Genomic DNA, 19,109 nt, shown 5'->3' with positions numbered 1-19,109 from the left:
TTTTTAGTTTACTGATTTCAATTTACTTCATCGAAACCCCAAGCCATTTGTGCATTTCTTTTTCGTTCCAGCCTTTGCGTTGGGCGTAGTCTAAGGCTTGGTCTTGGTCAATGCGGCCTAGGGTGAAGTAGTTGCTGGCAGGGTGGGTGAAGTACCAACCGCAGACGCTGGCAGCGGGCCACATTGCGTAACTTTCGGTGAGTTTCATTCCAATGCGTTGTTCCACTTCAAGTAAATCCCAAATCAGTTGTTTTTCCGTATGTTCTGGGCAGCTTGGATAACCCGGTGCAGGGCGGATACCCACATAATTTTCTGCGATCAGATTTTCGTTATTGAAGGTTTCATTGGAATAGCCCCAAACCTTTGTGCGAAGTTCAAAGTGTAAGTATTCTGCCATTGCTTCGGCTAAGCGGTCGCCAACGGCTTGCAGTAAAATAGCGCTGTAATCATCGCCTGCGGCTTTGAATCCTTCCACTAAATCGTGTTCTTCAATTCCTGCGCACACCGCAAACATTCCGAACCAATCTTGTTGGCCGCTTTCACGATCAGCAATAAAATCACTTAAGGCGACGTTATAAGGGCTTTTGCTATTTTTGCCACGTTCACTTTGTTGGCGCAGATGATGCGCCACGCCTGCCACAGAAGTGCGGTCAGAATTTTGATAAATTTCAATATCATCGCCCTTACGATAGGCTGGGAAAATGCCCATAATTCCACTTGGTTTGAGTTTGCCGTTTTGCTCAAATTCATCAAGCATTTGTTGCGCATCATTATAGACTTTGCGCGCTTCTTCGCCGCCCTCTGGATAGTCAAAGGCATCAGGATAACCGCCCATTAACCCCCATAAACGGAAAAATGGCGACCAGTCAATAAATTGGCGTAAGGTGGAAATTGGCACATTTTTGTATTCCACAATGCCCGTTTGTTTTGGTTGTGGCACTTGATAATCCGCCCATTCGCCAGAAAATGCTGGGAAAGCGTTAGCACGCGCTTCTTCAATTGGAAGCTGTTGGCGCAGAGGTTTACGGTTAGCAAAGCTATGCTGAATTTTTTCATATTCTTTTTTGGTTCGTTGCCAAAGTTCTGCTTTGCTTTCTGGATTCATCAAGGCGGCACAAACCGTTACAGCACGGGACGCATTGGTGGTGTAGATCACTTCGTGCTTGTATTTTGGATAAAGTTTGATGGCGGTATGTTCTTTTGACGTGGTTGCGCCGCCGATAATTACAGGCAAGCTCAAGCCAAGACGGTTCATTTCACCTAAGAAATATTCCATTTCATCTAACGATGGCGTGATCAAACCGCTTAAACCGATAATATCGGCTTTTTCGTTGATCGCCGTTTCAATGATTTTATCCGCTGGTACCATCACACCGAGATCGATCACTTCAAAGTTATTACATTGCAGCACCACGCTGACAATGTTTTTGCCGATGTCGTGTACATCGCCTTTTACCGTGGCGATCACCACTTTTCCGCTTGATACACCTTGCTGTTTGGTGGCGTTGATAAAAGGTTCTAAATAGGCGACTGATTGTTTCATTACACGCGCAGATTTCACCACTTGTGGTAGGAACATTTTACCGTCCCCGAATAGATCACCAACCACGTCCATTCCCGCCATTAATGGGCCTTCGATCACTTCTAGTGGTGAGCTAAATTGCAGACGCGCTTCTTCCGTATCTTCAATTATATGGCTAGTAATGCCTTTCACTAAGGCGTGTTTTAAACGCTCTTCTACTGGCCAAGTACGCCATTCTGCCACGGCATTATCGCTACTTTCACTGGCTGAGCCTTTGTATTTATCCGCAATATCAAGCAGGCGATCGGTGGCATCTGCACGGCGATTTAGCACCGCATCTTCGACAATTTCACGCAGTTCAGGATCAAGATCATCATAAATTGCCAGTTGCCCTGCATTGACGATTCCCATATCCATACCTTGTTTGATGGCGTGATAAAGGAAAACGGCGTGAATGGCTTCACGCATTGGATTGTTGCCACGGAACGAGAAGGAAACATTGGACACACCGCCAGAAATTTTAGCGTGGGGGAGTGAGCGCTTAATGCGTCCTGTGGCGTTAATGAAATCTACCCCATAGTTATTATGCTCTTCAATACCCGTACCGATCGCAAAAATATTTGGATCGAAAATAATGTCTTCAGGCGGAAAGCCCACTTCATCAACCAAAATATGGTAAGCACGGGTACAGATTTCCACCTTGCGTTCTTCAGTATCTGCTTGTCCCACTTCATCAAATGCCATCACCACGGCGGCTGCACCGTAACGGCGGATCAATTTGGCTTGCTCAACAAATTTTTCTTTACCTTCTTTCAGGGAAATGGAATTTACAATCCCTTTGCCTTGAATCGATTGTAAGCCCGCTTCTATCACTTCCCATTTAGAGGAATCGATCATCACTGGCACTTTCGCGGCATCAGGTTCGGTTGCCATAATATTAAGGAATTGAACCATACATTTTTCGCTATCGAGCAAGGCTTCGTCCATATTCACATCAATCACCTGAGCGCCATTTTCCACTTGGTCTATGGCAATCTCAATGGCTTCGGCATAGCGATCTTCTTTAATTAATTTTTTAAATTTCGCTGAACCAGTAACATTATTACGTTCGCCCACATTTACAAATAGACTGTTTTCATCAATGTTTAAGGGTTCTAAGCCTGATAAACGCATTGCCACAGGCAAATCAGGCAAGGCTCTTGGCGGCACGTTTTTCACCACTTCTGCAATGGCGTGGATATGTTCTGGGGTTGTTCCACAACAGCCGCCTACAATGTTCAGCCAGCCGTTTTGCGCCCATTCTTGAATATAAGCGGCCATTTCTTCTGCGCCTAAATCATAACCGCCAAAGGCATTTGGTAAGCCTGCATTTGGGTGCACGGAAACAAAGGTTTCGCAGATTTTTGACATCACTTCCACATATTGACGCAATTCTTTTGGCCCAAGGGCGCAGTTTAATCCAAAGCTTAATGGCTTAACGTGACGCAACGAGTTATAAAAGGCTTCCGTAGTTTGCCCTGAAAGGGTGCGCCCTGAAGCATCGGTAATCGTGCCTGAAATCATAATTGGCAATTTAACGTCAAGTTCTTCAAATACTTGATCAATGGCGAATGCCGCCGCTTTGGCATTGAGCGTATCGAAAATGGTTTCGATCATAATGAGATCCGCGCCGCCTTCGATTAATCCTTTGGTGGCTTCTGCATAGGCATCAACCAACTGCATAAAGGTGATATTGCGGTAAGCAGGATCGTTCACATTCGGCGAAATAGAGGCGGTACGGTTAGTCGGCCCAAGTACGCCAGCTACAAAACGTGGTTTTTCTGGCGTGCTATATTTATCCGCCGCCAAACGCGCCAATTTCGCGCCAGCAAAATTCAGCTCATAAGCAATGCTTTCAAGGGCATAATCCGCTTGCGCAATGGTGGTGGCTGAAAAGGTGTTGGTTTCAATAATATCCGCCCCTGCGGCAAGATATTTTTCGTGAATCGCTTGAATCACCAAAGGCTGAGTAAGCGTAAGTAAATCATTATTGCCGCGTAGATCGATGGTGCTGTCTTTAAAGCGCTCACCGCGGAAATCTGCTTCGGTGAGTTTATATTGCTGGATCATCGTCCCCATCGCCCCATCTAAAATAAGAATGCGATCTTTAAGGGCTTGTTGGATAAGAGAAAAAGAAGGATGTTGTTTCATTTTGTTACGACTTATTGTGATGACTTAGATTTAATAATAACAGGCATAATAGAAATAAGGTGGGGTTGTGTCAAACCTTATCTTTATGCGGGGAAACGTGCGGTGCAAATTGGACAAATTTTATTTGCTTTCAGACGCAAAATTTTGAAAAAATCCCACCGCACTTTGGAAGTGTTCGCCATAAAAAATCAGCGGGGTGCGCGTGCGTTGCCAGACTGGCACATTGTGCGCTTGCCAGAGTTTTTTGATGTCTTGATGAACGCCTTGCGCATTTCGCACTTTGCCCGAATAAGCGAAACGGATTGAGAGCGGCGCATCGGTTAATGGCAACGGATAGTTTTTCCCTTGCCATTGAATTTGAATGGCAGATTGGATTTGGGTGAAGCGGATTTCGCCGAGATTGTCAGGTAATTCAATTTGCTGATTTAAGCGAACGGGAATTTTTAGCGCGCGAAGATCGGCGAAGATCTCCGTTAAATACAGGCGCTGCTGATAACGGTGCAGCATTTTATCACCCAGTTGAAATTGCGGATTGCGATCTGTTTCGGCAAAAATCACGTCTTGAATCAATTGTTCCAATTGTTTGGTGGAGGGCATTGGCTGCTGCAAGGTTTCCAGCCATAAGCGGAGTAGGGCTTTTTGTTTCAAATCAGACCATTGCGAGAAATCCGTTAAATCAAAAGTGCGGTGCGTTTTATCCGAATATTTTTCCAACTCTGGCTGTAATAATTCGGCTAAAAGCTGTTGTTGCTCGGCACAATGGGTGGCACTGCGTTGCACTGCTTGATCGAAGTGCGTCCAGCGTTCACGCAGCTTCGGTAAGATTTCATTGCGTAAGAAATTGCGTTCGTACTGGTTGTCTTGATTGCTTTCATCTTCAATCCACGACAGCTGATTTTCCGTGGCATATTGCCAAAGTTGTTGGCGTGAAAAGCCGAGTAGGGGGCGAAAAATATTCAGATTAAACACCGCACTTTGTGCTTTCATTGCGGATAAACCGCTGACGCCACTACCACGTTTTAAGGCGAGGAAAAAGGTTTCGGTTTGATCTTGTTGATGATGGGCGGTGAGCAAAATCTCTTGCGCTAAAATATGGCGAGCGATGGCTTGATAGCGCGCTTGACGTGCGGCGGCTTCAATGCCCATTCCTTGTGTCAGTTGAACTTTTTCTACGATCAAGGGAATGGAAAATTGTTGGCAAAGCTGTTGGCAGTGGCGCACCCAATCATCTGCATTTGGGCTTAAGCCGTGGTGAATATGGATCGCGCGAAGCTGACAGTGCGGTTGTTTTTCGCGTAATTTTGCTAAAAGCGCAAGTAACACGGTAGAATCCAGCCCACCGCTTAAGGCAATCAGAAAATGCGAGTGGGGCTGGCGTTGTAATTGCTGTTGAAATTGCTCAATTAGCGTCATAGCAAGGGCAATATTAGGCGATTTTCACCGCGTTAAATTGGCTCACAGGGCGAACAATCTGTTCACGCGCCGCCACAATTTGCAGTTCATAATTATCCTGCTGTTGCGTTACCGTCATTACATCATTAACGGCATTGGCGGTATGTTCAAAGGCTTCCACATCGCTTTTGCCATTGAGTAAATTCGCCATAAATAACCCCGCGGTTAAATCACCCACGCCCACAGGTTCTTTCTTAAATTGATGAAGTGGGCGGCTAATATGCCAAATGCCCTCTTGGTTGGCGAGCAACATTTCAAATTTGCTTGGATCTTGCCCCACTTTGCTCAGGTGTTTCACCAACACTTTTTTCGGCCCTTTGGATAAAATCACTTTTACCGCTTCAATGGCTTGAGCAAAGTTTTCTACTGGCAAACCGCTCAGCTCACGTAATTCCACTAAATTCGGCGTGATAATATCGGCTTTCGCCATAGCAAGGTTGATGAGATTTTCTTTTACACCATCAGCTACAATACAGCCTTTGTCAGGGTGGCCCATCACAGGATCGCACAAATAAACGGCGTTAGGATTGCGAGATTTCACTTTTTGCACCGCATTAATGATTTCTTCCACTTGCTCCGCCGCGCCGATATACCCTGAAATCACCGCATCACATTGATGTAATTGACCAATATTATCAATGCCTTGCACGATTTCCCCAATTTGTTCTGGTGGCATTACCATTCCCGTCCACTGCCCATATTGGGTATGGTTGGAAAATTGCACCGTGTTTAACGCCCAAACATCAATGCCGAGTAACTGCATTGGAAAAGTCGCAGATTTATTTCCTGCATAACCATAGACAACGTGAGATTGAATGGAAAGAAGATGTTTCATTTTGCTATCCTTTATGCTTTCTAATAACGCTTGAAAGTAAAAGTGCGGTTAAAAAACCGCACATTTTTATTTAGCAATAACCGTAGCTCATTAAGCGTTGGTAACGGCGTTCTAACAAGGTATCAGGATCAAGAATTTCTAAATCCGCTAAATCTGCCAGTAAACGCTGTTTAAGATTTTGTGCCATTTGCTCATAATTGCGATGCGCACCGCCCAATGGTTCAGGGATAATGTTATCGATAAGTTGTAATTTTTGCAGACGATCTGCGGTTAAACCCATCACTTCTGCGGCGGTAGAGGCTTTATCTGCGCTTTTCCATAAAATAGACGCACAGCCTTCAGGGGAAATCACGGAATAAGTGCTGTATTGCAACATATTCACTTTATCGCCCACGCCAATGGCTAATGCGCCACCAGAACCGCCTTCACCAATCACCGTACAAATAATTGGCACTTTTAGCATTGACATTTCACGCAGGTTACGCGCAATGGCTTCTGATTGTCCACGCTCTTCCGCGCCCACACCAGGGTACGCACCTGGGGTGTCAATAAAGGTGATGATTGGCAATTTAAAACGTTCTGCCATTTCCATTAAACGTAACGCTTTGCGATAGCCTTCAGGGGCTGGCATACCAAAGTTACGTTTCACTTTCTCTTTTACCGTGCGTCCTTTTTGGTGGCCAATCACCATAACAGGCTTGCCGTCTAAACGGGCTAAACCACCCACAATGGCTTTATCATCTGCAAAAGCACGATCGCCTGCGAGTTCTTCAAACTCGGTGAAAATTTGTTCGATATAATCCAATGTATAAGGACGATTTGGGTGGCGAGCCATACGAGAAACTTGCCACGCATCTAAGTTGGCAAAGGTTTTTTTGGTTAATTCTTCGCTTTTTTTCTGTAAGCGAGCAATTTCATCATCAAGATTGATTTCATCATCTTGCCCCGCCACTGCACGCAAGGATTCAATTTTTGCTTCAAGTTCAGCAATCGGGAGTTCAAAATCTAAATATTCTTGGCTCATTTGTTATTCCTAGTATTTTCGGCAAAATTAGTACGCACTTTAGCAATATTTTACTTAGGGTGCAAATCTGTCGAATATTTTATGCGTTTTTTACAAAAAAAGTAGTGTTTTTTGCTGTTAGCTGGTTAGACGACTGGTAGAAATCTTTTTGTCATTTAGGAATTGGGGTTAATCCTTTTTTGATAATATTTTCTAAGGCACTGTAATCACATTTATGCGATAAAATAGATGCTTGAATCATTTCATCTGCACTTACTTTCTCAAGATTTAAATAAAAACCTAAGGTTTGAGCTAATTGGTGAATGAATAATCGTTGAGTACGACCATTGCCTTCACGAAAAGGGTGTATCGCATTAATTTCGCCTAAATAGTAAGCTAATCTTGCAGGGATTTTTTCTGGAAGCGTATTTTTCAAAAATTGCTCATTTTTTAGCTCATTAAACAATTTTTCTAGCTCAGGGATAATTCTTGAGCTGGTTGCAAACATTGTATCTCCTTTAGAGATATCAATACTTCTAATTTCGCCAGCCCAAGAATAGATCTCATTAAACAAATGTTTATGGATAGCTTTTAGGTGAGCGATATCAAATTGCCCTTTCACTGGTGTAATTAACAATATAGCTGTTTGAATAGCAGTGATTTGAGCTTCTTTTTTATCTAGTTCATCTTGCGTTTCGATGTTCAGCTTATTAATTAGTACCCCATTTTTATTTAGCATAGGATCAGAGCTATGATATTTCATTCGTTTTTACTTTTAATTCTGAGATAGTTATTTCACCCATTACCCATCTTTGAAAATAATGTAGCATCTCTTGGCTAAGATATAGTCCTTCAAGGCGATTATTATCAATTGCAAACTGTAGGGCTTGTTGTCTAATTTGTTGCTCTTTTAAATTATGCATTATTTTATTCCCTATTCGGCACTTCTTCCTGACAATGTGGGCAAGTCATCAAGTGTTTTTGATTGTTATGCACGATGAAATGGCCCATTTTTTTTGCTTTGGTGTCTAAATATTCCGTGTTGTAACGGTTTTCGCCCACGTTTAACGGAACACGTTCTACCACGTTGATCCCCGCTTTTTTCATTGTATCGATTTTGTTTGGGTTGTTGGTGAGCAGGCGAACTTGTTTCACACCGAGTAGATCAAAAATATCCGCGCAAACTTCAAAATTACGCTCATCTGCGGCAAAGCCCAAAGCAAGGTTGGCTTCAATGGTATCCATTCCTTGATCTTGTAAAGAATAAGCACGGATCTTGTTAATTAAGCCAATGCCACGCCCCTCTTCGCGGTGATAAATCAGCACGCCACGACCTTCTTCGCTAATTTGACGTAGTGCTGTGGCAAGCTGAAAACCGCAATCGCATTTCAGGCTATGCAACGCATCGCCTGTTAAACATTCCGAATGAATGCGGGCTAAAACAGGCTCATCTGGATTTGAAATGTCGCCCATTACTAAGGCAACGTGTTCTTTTTTAGTGTCGGGAAACTCAAAGCCCACAATGCGGAATAAACCAAATTCGGTCGGTAAATTGGCTTCCGTAACCCGTTGAATTTTTGTCATCGCTAAATCCTTCATTCTTTTTTTATTGAATAATGCTAAACTATGCACTCAAATTTATGGAGTGATTAAAATGTTAAAACGCCTTTCATTATATACCTTATTGCTTTGTTGTGTGCCTTTTTTTGCGTGGTTAATTAACTGGCATTGGCAAGGGGATACAAATTATACACAAATTGATACGTTGCTTTATCTTATTACCGAAACAGGCAGTTCACCTTATGCCATACTGACCTGTGCTTTTTTTGCATTGGTATATTTTTTCGCTATTCGGAATAAAAAACAAGCCCTTGCGGTGATTGCGGTAATGGCGCTTTCTGTGGGCGTTACCCAAGGTGTGAAATCGGCGCTCAAAACAGTGTTTGCTGAACCTCGTCCTTTTATTGTGCAATTGGCGGAAAAATCAAGCATTAGCCCTGAGTATTTTTACGATCAACCTCGCGATGTACGCGAACAAATCGTGTTGGATTATTATGCAGATAAACCAGTTGATGCCCATTTGGTACATCATCGTAGCAAAGAAACAGGCTATTCTTTTCCGTCTGGTCATAGCATTTTTGCTGCCACTTGGTTAATGCTTGCGGTAGGATTTGGGCAGCTTTTGGGGCGTAACAATAAAGGAATGAAATATCTCACCGCAGGCATTGCCGTTTGGGCGGTGTTAATGCTCGTTAGCCGTTTGCGTTTAGGAATGCATTACCCGATTGATTTATTGGTTTCCGTGTTGCTGGCGTGGGTGTTTCATTGTGGATTATTCGATTGGATCAAAAACAAACCGATTTTCAACCGCACTTTGCAAGATAGAGTGCAATAAGAAAGTGCGGTCAGATTTTTAATTATTTTTTGAGGTGAACAATGTTATACGGATTTGATATTGGCGGCACAAAAATTGAGCTTGCTGTTTTCGATGAAAAATTAGAAAAGCACTATTCCGAACGGGTGGATACGCCAAAAGAAAGCTATGAACAATGGCTAGACACCATTGTGAGTTTGGTGAAAAAAGCCGATGAAAAATTTGGCGAAAAAGGCACAGTAGGGCTAGGCTTACCGGGTTTTGTGAATCACGAAACAGGTTTGGCGGAAATCACCAATATTCGCGTAGCAGACAACAAACCTATTTTACAAGATTTAAGCCAGCGTTTAGATCGCGAAGTGCGGGCAGAAAATGACGCAAATTGTTTTGCCTTATCAGAGGCTTGGGCAGAAGAAAATCAGCAATATCCAAGCGTGTTAGGCTTAATCCTTGGCACAGGTTTTGGTGGTGGGTTAGTGATTGACGGCAAAATCTACTCAGGACAAATCGGAATGGCGGGCGAGCTGGGGCATATGCAGCTGAATTACCACGCCTTAAAACTGCTCGGCTGGGATAAAGCGCCAATTTACCCTTGCGGCTGCGGCAATCAAGCCTGCTTAGACACCTATCTTTCAGGCCGCGGCTTTGAAATGCTATACCGCGATCTCAAAGGGGAAAGCCTATCAGCCAAAGAAATTATCCAGCGTTTTTACGCCAAAGAACAAAGTGCGGTGGAATTTGTGGAAATGTTTGTGGAACTCGCCGCTATTTCTATCGGCAACATCATAACAGCCCTTGACCCGCATTTAATCGTACTCGGCGGCGGTTTATCCAACTTTGATTATCTCTACGAAGCACTACCAAAAGCCCTGCCTAAACACCTAATGCGCAGTGCCAAAGTGCCTGTGATCAAAAAAGCCAAATATGGCGATTCGGGCGGCGTACGCGGTGCAGCAGCGTTGTTTCTTTCGTACTAGAAAAAAGAATATCTAAACTTTTAGTAAATTTATACAAACTAGTATTAATATCATTAGATTTTTTTATTACAAGATGTATTAATATAGTAATATATTATAGGTGGGGCAAATGGTTATATTTTTATTGATTAATAAGCTAATATGAATGAGATTATTTATAGTAGAGAAGAATTAACTGATAAGTCTGATGAAGAGCTTTTAGCTATCTTAGCTAGTTCTTGGGGGCTTGAAGATAATAAATTTGAGATTTATGCTGAATTGCCCCCTTTAAAAGATGCGGGCTTTGCCTTTTTACGAAATCCCAGACTAATTAAAACAGGAGAAAGACTTTATTATCCTCTAAAAGGAGAAGTAGAACATCCATGTAGTTTTTTTATTGGTCCAAAAGATATTTCTACTATTGGGTCAAAAAAAGGAATAAGATTTATTCGTTGTCAATTGGATATATCTCCAAAAGCTGAACGTATTAAGCATAATAATCCTTTTGAATTGAATGTTAAACCGGGTACTGCGGAGCCACTCTCTGAGTTACCAAAGACCCTTTCTTATGATATGATTTCCCATGCATCTTCAGAAGACGATGTTCAAGTATTAATTTCAAAGGCTATTTACGATTTTTATTTTAAACAAGCAAAGGAAATCATAGATAAAAAATTATTGATAGAAACTGATAAAGTTAACCAGAAATTATCAATAATTGAAGAAAAAGTACAAGAGAATATACGTCATAGAGAAAACATTATGGGGGAAATTAATCATCTACAGAGTCAAAAATCTGCTTTAGAAGCTAATAATCAAAAGTTACAACAAGATGAGTTATTTAAACAGCAAGCTATTGATAATCTTATTAAACGATATAATCAAGTGGAAATTGATATGAATAATAAAATTAAACGCCTTAAAAGCTATATAGAAGATAAAGCTACTTTTCTCAGGACTTTTGAGTTTATTGATGAAGAAGACTTGGATTCCTATGTAAAAGAAACTCAGTCAAGGTTGCAACCAGTAAATGGAATTTCTTTTGTATCTGAGTTGAATGGAGACTATCAGCAGGCAGTGCGTTATATTCAGGCTCATCTAGTTAGAAATAATATTTTATATCCTCGTCATATTATTGAAAATTATCTTACTTTATTGCGAACCAAAGATTTAATTATTTTGGCGGGTGATTCAGGTTCGGGAAAAACTAATCTTGTGAAGTCTTTTGCTAAAGCTGTAGGTGGTAAAGCGATAATTGTTCCTGTAAAACCAAATTGGACAAGCTCTGAAGATTTATTGGGTTATTATAACCCTTTAGAAAAGAAATACTTATCAACTCCTTTTTTAGAAGCTTTACTTGAAGCTAAACAAAACCCCGATATTCCTTATTTTATTTGTTTAGATGAAATGAATTTGGCTCGAGTGGAATATTATTTTGCAGATTTTTTATCATTATTAGAGACTCGTGATGACGAACCAGAGATTGTCTTATACACCACAGATGAATCTTCTCATGTCCTTTCTGAACTAAAAGCAGTTGTAGATATTATTCAATCAGCTAAAGAGAAATATAATCAAGATGGTGTTATTAATTTTATTGAATTGCTAAAAGACGAGCAACTAAATAGCCAATTACGATTATCTTTTGGATTTAGTGATAAAGATTCTCTCATCAAATACCACAGTGAAATCCGCCGTATGTTATCAGCAGTAATGAGTATGCCATCTACGATAAAAATGCCTGCTAATGTACATATTATCGGAGCTATTAATATTGACGAAACAACGCATTATTTGTCACCTAAAATTTTAGATCGAGCTCATATTATGAGATTTGAGTCCCCTTTGTTAAGTGATTGGGATAGTATTTTGCAAGAGGTTGAAGATTATCCATTTGAAAATGTTTTAGAACCACTGATTTTTGATATTGAAGCTCTAGGTAAAAGAACTAATTATCCAAATTTTGATCGAGCTAATCCATTTTGTAAATTATTCACAGAACTTAATAAAGAATTTTTTCATAAATTAGGTATTGAATTTGGTATGCGTACTATTCGGCAGGGGCTTAATTACGTATCATTATTTAAAGATGTTAATGCAGATTATAATCTGGCTATTAATAACTTTTTATTACATAAGGTTTGGCCTAAATTTACTTTTGACGGTAATAAATCTTCAGGCACGCAAACAAAACTTGAATTAATTGAAAGTGTTTTTATTGAACGTATCAAGCAATACTTACCTTCTTATGAAGATTATGACGAGGTCTTTTCTGCAGTGTATTCTCTTGAGAATTTGGTACGTAATGCGAAAGCGAATGATGGTATTGTTAATTTTTGGTCCTGATGCTCTGTGTTTTCTATTTAGGTTATAGAAATGAAACCATTTTTTGAATTCAAATATCTACAGCTTAATTGGTATGACTGTGATACAGTAACTAGTATCACTGAATCTTTGGTTGCTTTAGATATTGAATATGATCAAGTATCAGGGACTTTTTCTGCAGAAACTACCATTTACCCTAAAATAGAAGGAGTTCATAGGGGGGGATTGGCGGTTAGATTTTTTAATAATGCAGATACATCCCCACCGTATATTAATATGCCGAATGGTTTTCAAAAATATTTACATCCTATTATAGCCCCTAATACAGGTGTTATATGGTGGATAGTTAAAGATGAATGGGATTCAGAATATAAGCAATGGCTTGGGATTGCACCAAATATTGTAGGAAAAATTAATTTTGTTTTGCAAGGAATAGTATGTGAACTTGTAATTAATGGTTCAGATTTTTCTTTAGCATCACTAGAGGATTATTTACGCACATTTAAAGATGATCTATGGGAATTAATATTAGATGAAAGTTCAGATGCACAATTAGCGATAAAGCCAAGAGAATTTAGCATCATCAATGAGCGTATATTAGAATGCATTGGGAATTTGATTTATCATGCTCAGAAAATTTTAGAAAAACCAAAAGTTGAGCTTCGTGAAGTTCAAGCTTTGAAACCTAAAAAATCAGTGAAACCAGTTAATAGAACATTTATGGAATTAGCCATAAAGACTAATCAACGTTTACTTACAAGTAGAGCAACTTATCCTTCCTACAATGTTGCTGAGAATCGTTATATTTTATTTATTCTTCAGCGTTGCTTACGTATTTTTAAACAGCTCAGTATAGTTGCTAATAATAAGAACCGGCGTTATCAGAAGACAATTGAAAATCTGGAAAATCAATACAATAGTTTTAGTGATTATACTAAAATTGATAGGGATATGGTTGTAGCGGATTTAGAAAAACTAAAAAAGAAAAAGATCTTTATTATTGGAAAGAAAAGTTTTCACAAAAAGTAAAAGAATGTAATATTGACTTTCAATCTAGTAGAGAAGATAGATATTTACATTTAAGAATCAAAACAAGATGTAAACATCATAAAAGCAGTTTCTTTGTTTCTTATAGGGATGGTGAATGCTGGATAGAGAAAGGTTATATACTCGATCTGAGTGGTTTTGAAATTCTTTTTGATATCTTAGAATCTAGTATGGAAATTAAATTGTCTTGCTGTTATCAAAAACCGAATAATACGGAAAAAATAAAAATATTTCGTTTACGTAGTATTCAAGAGATTGAGTTGTTGGATATAGATAAGAGAAAGAAAGCAAAGAAAGCATTTTATAAAGAACGAGAAGATGGAATAAAGCTAAGTCAGAATAATTGGTTAAAACCATTAACAGCAAAAGAAAAACTAGAGCAAAATAGAGAAAAAATAACTATAAAAAATCGTATTCACTTTTACCAAAAAAATCAGCAAGCTTATGAGCATTTTTATCAAAAAATTGAACCTAAGTTACACTTTCTGAAAAAAATAGTGCAGAGACTAAAGGCGTTGAATATTCAAGCATCTTCTTATTTCCCTAATTCAATGACATTTGTACAAAATCCTCATTACCAAAGCGTGCATAATAACTATAAAATTATTCGTGAAGAGACAAATTTACAAGATGAGTATTTATTAGATGATTTAGAAGAAGTTGATAATATTGGTATTATTAATATGCCAATACTTTATGAGCGTTTAATTTTAATTCAGCTTATATTTTTACTAAAAAATAATTTCCGATTTATTCCTCAAAAAGATTGGAAATATAGATTATTACACGCAATAAAAAGTAATGATAAAAATATTGAAATTTATTTGGAAAATAAATTGGCTAAACGCAATATTATTCTGACTTATGAAAAAGAGTTACCTAATGGTAAGCGTCCCGATTTTACAATAGATCTTACTTGGTTTATTGAGTCTGATTCAAATAATGAGAATGCAATAACTAAACGTTTTATTTTAGATGCAAAATTTTACGATAAATCTACTTTTACAGCGAAGGGAGGAATGCTCGAAACAATTAATAGCTTATATGAAGGAAAAAATTATAGTGAGGATGGAAAAAACCCTGTTTTTTTAATTCATCCGTGTGACAAGTTGATTGGTCAACAAGAAAGAATAAGTGCTCAGCCTTGGGGAAAATATAGCTTTTTGGGAGAGTTAGGGGTTGAGCCAGCACACCATAAGGGAGCTGTATTTTTTAGTCCTATTGATAGAGTTATTTATCGTGATGAATTACAGCGATTAATTGGAATGTTCTTGCAGTATTTATTAGAGCCAAATTGCACTTCAGATAAATCAAATGATCGTACATTAGCTGTACCTATCTGTATCCGATGTGGTTCAAGTCAATATCAAATAATAGATAAACAAAAAGAATATTATAAAAGAGGTCTCCCTGTAGAGCGAACATCGAAATCAGTATGGTTAAAATGCTGTGAATGTGAGCAGTGGCAGGTCTATAATCATTGTTATTATGATCATAAGCGTCTTATTAAAAATGGTTTCTATTGGTCTTATCATGCAGCTAGAATGATTGAACCTTTCAATATTAAATGTCCTCATTGTGGGGAATGGGGAATCTGGTAAAAAAAAATTTAATATAGTAGTAAAAAATTACTAATCTACTATGCTTAACGATTGTATTTACGATAATAATCTAAAGTATTGAGTTTAATTGAACAAACATAAAAAACGTAGAAGATCCCAAGATCTTCTACATTCTCACTTAAACCAAAACAACGTTTGTGCTTACGGCTGTTTACCAATATACGCCAAGATACCGCCATCAACGTATAGAATATGACCGTTGATGAAGTTTGAGGCGTCAGAAGATAAGAACACTGCAGCGCCTGCGAGATCTTCTGGGGTTCCCCAGCGAGCGGCAGGGGTTTTGGCGATGATGAATTGATCGAATGGGTGGCGTGAGCCGTCTGGTTGTCTTTCGCGTAATGGTGCGGTTTGCGGGGTAGCGATGTAACCTGGGCCGATACCATTACATTGAATGTTCGCTTCACCAAATTCGGAACAGATGTTTTTGGTTAGCATTTTTAAGCCACCTTTTGCAGAAGCGTAACCAACCACAGTTTCACGACCTAATTCACTCATCATTGAGCAGATGTTGATGATTTTACCGTGTCCTTTTTTGATCATTGAAGGTAATACGGCTTTTGACATAATGAACGGGCCAGTTAAATCGATGTCGATAATTTTACGATAGTCTGCAGCGGTGGTTTCTAACATAGGGATACGTTGAATGATACCTGCGTTGTTTACCAAAATGTCAATCACGCCCACTTCGTTTTCAATTTTCGCAACGTGTTCTTTTACTGCGTTTTCATCTGTTACATCAAATAAATAACCGTGCGCATCAATGCCTGCTTCTTTATAAGCGGCAAGGCCTTTTTTCAAGTTTTCTTCATTTACATCGTTGAATACGATTTTTGCCCCTGCTTGGCTTAATGCGGAAGCGATGGCAAAGCCGATACCGTATGATGCGCCTGTTACTAAGGCGATTTTACCTTTTAATGAGAATTGATCTAAAATGTTTGACATAGTTGCTCCTTAAACTCGTTAAATTAGGTTGTCATTGAAATTTATCATTCAGGTAAACTAATTTTAAAATTATTAAACCGTGATTTCAATTTTATTATAGCGGATTATGAAAAATAGAATGTGATGTAGCTCACATTTTTGCGAATTGCATAGAATTTTTTACGCCTTATGGAGTTTTAGTAAAAATAAGTGAACAAATAATCAACAGTTTCACTTTTTTTCTTTATGCTAGGCTTAATCTGTTCTCACTCTTTTTAGTCATTCAATAAAATATTGTTCAATAAAGTGCGGTGATTTTTTGAAAAATTTTTAAGAATTTGTGCTTTCTTGATTTTTTATTTTCTTTTTTATCCTAATTGTTCTCTATTTATATAAAATCCATTAGAATGCAGCCTTTCATTATGAGGAGAAGTTTATGATTGAGCAAATTATCAACAATGTGGAGCAGGCCCTAACGTGGTTTGTGGAAACATTTGATGGCCCACTTTGGGATATTACTGTCATCACCTTATTAGGCGTGGGTATTTTCTTTACGCTCACCACAGGATTAGTGCAGTTACGCTTATTTCCACAAAGTTTGCGTGAGATGTGGTTTGGGCGTGCCTCTACGGGGGATTCTTTAACGCCATTCCAAGCCTTTGCGACAGGCTTAGCCAGCCGTGTGGGCGTGGGCAATATTGGTGGGGTAGCCACAGCGATTGCCATTGGTGGTGAAGGCGCGGTGTTCTGGATGTGGGTTACGGCGTTGATCGGAATGTCCAGTGCGGTAGCGGAATCTTCGCTTGCTCAATTATATAAATTAAAAGATAAAGATGGCGTGAGCCGTGGTGGCCCCGCTTATTATATTGTGCAAGGCTTAAAATCTCGCTGGTTGGCGGCCTGCTTTGCTATTGCGTTAATCTTTACCTTTGGTTTTGCTTTCAATGCGGTGCAATCCAATGCGATTGTTGAGGCAACAGGCAATGCGTGGAAATGGAATCCAAGTTATGTGGGAATGGGGTTGGTGATTTTAACCGCCTTGATTATTTTCGGTGGCGTGAAGCGTATTGGTAAAGTTTCCGCTAAAGTTGTGCCAACAATGGCGTTGTTTTATTTAATTATGGCAGCGATCATTATGGGAATGAACATTGAAATGATTCCAACCGTCATCAGCAATATTATCCATAGCGCGTTCTCTTTTGACGCAATGGCTGGCGGTATGTTCGGGGCGATTTTCTCTAAAGCAATGCTAATGGGGATTAAGCGTGGTTTATTCTCGAATGAAGCGGGTATGGGTTCTGCGCCAAATGCTGCGGCTTCAGCAGATGTTAAGCACCCAGTAAGCCAAGGTTTAATCCAAATGCTTGGCGTGTTTGTGGATACCATTATTGTGTGTTCTTGTACGGCTATCATCATTTTGCTATCAGACAACTACGGCGGCGAAACGCTGAAAAGCATTTCCCTGACGCAAAATGCGCTACAATACCACGTTGGTGAGTTTGGCTTGCATTTCCTTGCGTTCATCTTATTGTTATTTGCATTTTCTTCTATCATTGGTAACTATGCCTACGCAGAAAGCAATATCCGCTTCTTGAAAAATCGCCCTGTGGTGGTGTTTATTTTCCGCTTAGTGGTGCTGTTTTTCGTGTACTTCGGCGCGGTAAATTCAGGCAATGTGGTGTGGAACTTTGCTGATACCGTAATGGCGGTGATGGCGCTAATTAACTTGGTGTCTATTGTATTACTTTCACCGATTGTGTGGACGTTATTAAAAGATTATCAACGCCAAATTAAAGCTGGTATTCGTGAGCCAGAATTTAAAATTGAAGAACATCCAGAGCTACTTAAGCGTGGCGTGAATCCTGATGTTTGGAAATAATGATTTGAGTAGAAATGAGGTTGTTTGATGTCGGCACAAAATAGTGAATTTCAAGAAAAGGTGCAAGCCTTGCTTAAACAGCACAAAGGCGAGCGAATTGTGAGCTTTGATTATGACAATCAGCGCTATTGGCTCAAACAACCTGAACAACTCAAAGGCGTGTGGCGTTTACTCAAACCGCAACCGCAGAAGGCCTTTCAAAATGAATTGAAAACCTTACAATTTTTAGCCGAAAAAAATGCCCCTGTGCCACAATTAATGGCATTTGGCGAAGATTTTTTAGTGCTAAAAGATGCAGGTAAAACCATCAGTTATTGGGTGGATAAGCCTGATCTCAGTTCTGATGAAAAATTGGCAATTTTAGCGGACGGCGCAAAGGCCTTAACGGATCTGCATAAAAAAGGCTTAGTTCACGGCCGCCCAGCGCTACGTGATATGGCGTGGCACGATGGCAAGGTGCAATTTATTGATTTTGAATCCCGTTCTAATCACGCCAAGCTAAATTGGCAAAAGGTACGGGATAGCTTGATTTTTATTCATAGTCTTGGGCGTTCCGATTGCATTTCTGATGAGCAAATGCGTTTAACGGTAGAAAAATATCAGCAATATTGTGAGCCAGAAATTTGGCAACAAACACAATCCTTTATTGCTAAAAACCGTTGGTTATATTATTTATTATTGCCTTTCAAACCCATTGCAAGAATGGATTTAATCGCCATTTATCGCTTGTTTGAAAACACGCCAAACAAATAAGTGCGGTGCTTTTTTTGTAAGTTTTTTTGATAAAGCCTTGCTATTTGTTTTTCTATGCGTATAATACGCCACATATTTCGGACGCGGGGTGGAGCAGCTTGGTAGCTCGTCGGGCTCATAACCCGAAGGTCGTTGGTTCAAATCCAGCCCCCGCAACCAATTCATAACAAGTTCAGTAGAAAGAACCCCAATTTTGGGGTTTTTTTGTACGAGCAATTTAGATGTAG

Annotated in this window: 15 protein-coding genes and 1 tRNA gene; 8 read left to right on the top strand and 8 right to left on the bottom strand. The window is 39.6% G+C overall.

Annotation, left to right across the window (positions count from 1 at the left end; genetic code table 11):
- Positions 1-22: 22 nt before the first annotated feature.
- The 7 genes from metH to ribA all read right to left on the bottom strand — a co-directional run bounded on the left by metH (position 23) and on the right by ribA (position 8,586).
- Positions 23-3,712 carry a methionine synthase gene (gene metH, locus DYC50_RS08995; RefSeq protein ID WP_115249892.1) on the bottom strand — a complete coding sequence of 1,230 codons (3,690 nt, stop codon included), beginning with the start codon at positions 3,710-3,712 and terminating at the stop codon, positions 23-25.
- Between the two features lie 120 nt (positions 3,713-3,832).
- Positions 3,833-5,125 (bottom strand): tRNA lysidine(34) synthetase TilS, encoded by a 1,293-nt coding sequence (gene tilS, locus DYC50_RS08990; RefSeq protein WP_115249891.1) that lies wholly within the window; start codon positions 5,123-5,125, stop codon positions 3,833-3,835.
- Between the two features lie 13 nt (positions 5,126-5,138).
- A complete protein-coding gene (gene pdxY / locus DYC50_RS08985) occupies positions 5,139-5,999 on the bottom strand; it encodes a pyridoxal kinase PdxY (protein ID WP_115249890.1) in 861 nt (286 codons plus the stop codon).
- 70 nt (positions 6,000-6,069) lie between these two features.
- Positions 6,070-7,023 (bottom strand): acetyl-CoA carboxylase carboxyl transferase subunit alpha, encoded by a 954-nt coding sequence (gene accA, locus DYC50_RS08980; RefSeq protein ID WP_103852969.1) that lies wholly within the window; start codon positions 7,021-7,023, stop codon positions 6,070-6,072.
- A 151-nt stretch (positions 7,024-7,174) separates the two neighbouring features.
- On the bottom strand, positions 7,175-7,765 hold the full coding sequence (locus DYC50_RS08975) for a Fic/DOC family protein (RefSeq protein ID WP_115249889.1): 591 nt from the start codon (positions 7,763-7,765) through the stop codon (positions 7,175-7,177).
- Positions 7,752-7,925, bottom strand: a complete 174-nt coding sequence (locus tag DYC50_RS10670; RefSeq protein ID WP_172459081.1) for an antitoxin VbhA family protein — start codon at positions 7,923-7,925, stop codon at positions 7,752-7,754. The genes DYC50_RS08975 and DYC50_RS10670 overlap by 14 nt, the downstream gene beginning before the upstream one ends.
- Before the next feature lie 4 nt (positions 7,926-7,929).
- Positions 7,930-8,586, bottom strand: a complete 657-nt coding sequence (gene ribA, locus DYC50_RS08970) for a GTP cyclohydrolase II (protein ID WP_115249888.1) — start codon at positions 8,584-8,586, stop codon at positions 7,930-7,932.
- Between the two features lie 70 nt (positions 8,587-8,656).
- Here ribA and DYC50_RS08965 point away from each other — a divergent pair, with 70 nt between their 5' ends.
- The 5 genes from DYC50_RS08965 (at position 8,657) to DYC50_RS10705 (ending at position 15,305) form a co-directional block, all read left to right on the top strand.
- Complete coding sequence (locus tag DYC50_RS08965) at positions 8,657-9,397, top strand: phosphatase PAP2 family protein (protein ID WP_115249887.1); 741 nt, start codon at positions 8,657-8,659, stop codon at positions 9,395-9,397.
- 41 nt (positions 9,398-9,438) lie between these two features.
- Complete coding sequence (nagK, locus tag DYC50_RS08960) at positions 9,439-10,353, top strand: N-acetylglucosamine kinase (protein ID WP_115249886.1); 915 nt, start codon at positions 9,439-9,441, stop codon at positions 10,351-10,353.
- Positions 10,354-10,494: 141 nt separating this feature from the next.
- Positions 10,495-12,678: an McrB family protein gene (locus tag DYC50_RS08955; RefSeq protein ID WP_115249885.1), complete on the top strand. Its 2,184-nt coding sequence runs from the start codon at positions 10,495-10,497 to the stop codon at positions 12,676-12,678.
- Positions 12,679-12,708: 30 nt separating this feature from the next.
- Complete coding sequence (locus DYC50_RS10710) at positions 12,709-13,686, top strand: hypothetical protein (RefSeq protein WP_218564408.1); 978 nt, start codon at positions 12,709-12,711, stop codon at positions 13,684-13,686.
- Between the two features lie 188 nt (positions 13,687-13,874).
- The gene (locus tag DYC50_RS10705) at positions 13,875-15,305 is read left to right on the top strand and encodes a hypothetical protein (protein WP_218564407.1); all 1,431 of its coding nucleotides are present in this window, start codon (positions 13,875-13,877) and stop codon (positions 15,303-15,305) included.
- Between the two features lie 162 nt (positions 15,306-15,467).
- Here DYC50_RS10705 and DYC50_RS08945 read toward each other — a convergent pair whose 3' ends face one another.
- Positions 15,468-16,271 carry a gluconate 5-dehydrogenase gene (locus DYC50_RS08945; protein WP_103854843.1) on the bottom strand — a complete coding sequence of 268 codons (804 nt, stop codon included), beginning with the start codon at positions 16,269-16,271 and terminating at the stop codon, positions 15,468-15,470.
- Positions 16,272-16,686: 415 nt separating this feature from the next.
- Here DYC50_RS08945 and DYC50_RS08940 point away from each other — a divergent pair, with 415 nt between their 5' ends.
- From DYC50_RS08940 to DYC50_RS08930, 3 genes are all read left to right on the top strand, one after another.
- Positions 16,687-18,129, top strand: coding sequence for an alanine/glycine:cation symporter family protein (locus DYC50_RS08940; protein WP_115249884.1), 1,443 nt, complete (start codon positions 16,687-16,689; stop codon positions 18,127-18,129).
- Positions 18,130-18,153: 24 nt separating this feature from the next.
- Positions 18,154-18,882, top strand: a complete 729-nt coding sequence (locus DYC50_RS08935) for a BUD32 family EKC/KEOPS complex subunit (protein WP_423072880.1) — start codon at positions 18,154-18,156, stop codon at positions 18,880-18,882.
- Between the two features lie 82 nt (positions 18,883-18,964).
- Positions 18,965-19,041 (top strand) — tRNA-Met (locus tag DYC50_RS08930).
- The last annotated feature ends 68 nt before the right edge of the window (positions 19,042-19,109 follow it).

Source organism: Avibacterium avium, from assembly GCF_900454535.1.
In the GTDB taxonomy this organism is placed as follows: Bacteria; Pseudomonadota; Gammaproteobacteria; order Enterobacterales; family Pasteurellaceae; genus Avibacterium; species Avibacterium avium.
The sequence above is the reverse complement of the archived record's forward strand: the minus strand, read 5'-3'. Positions and strand labels throughout refer to the sequence as shown.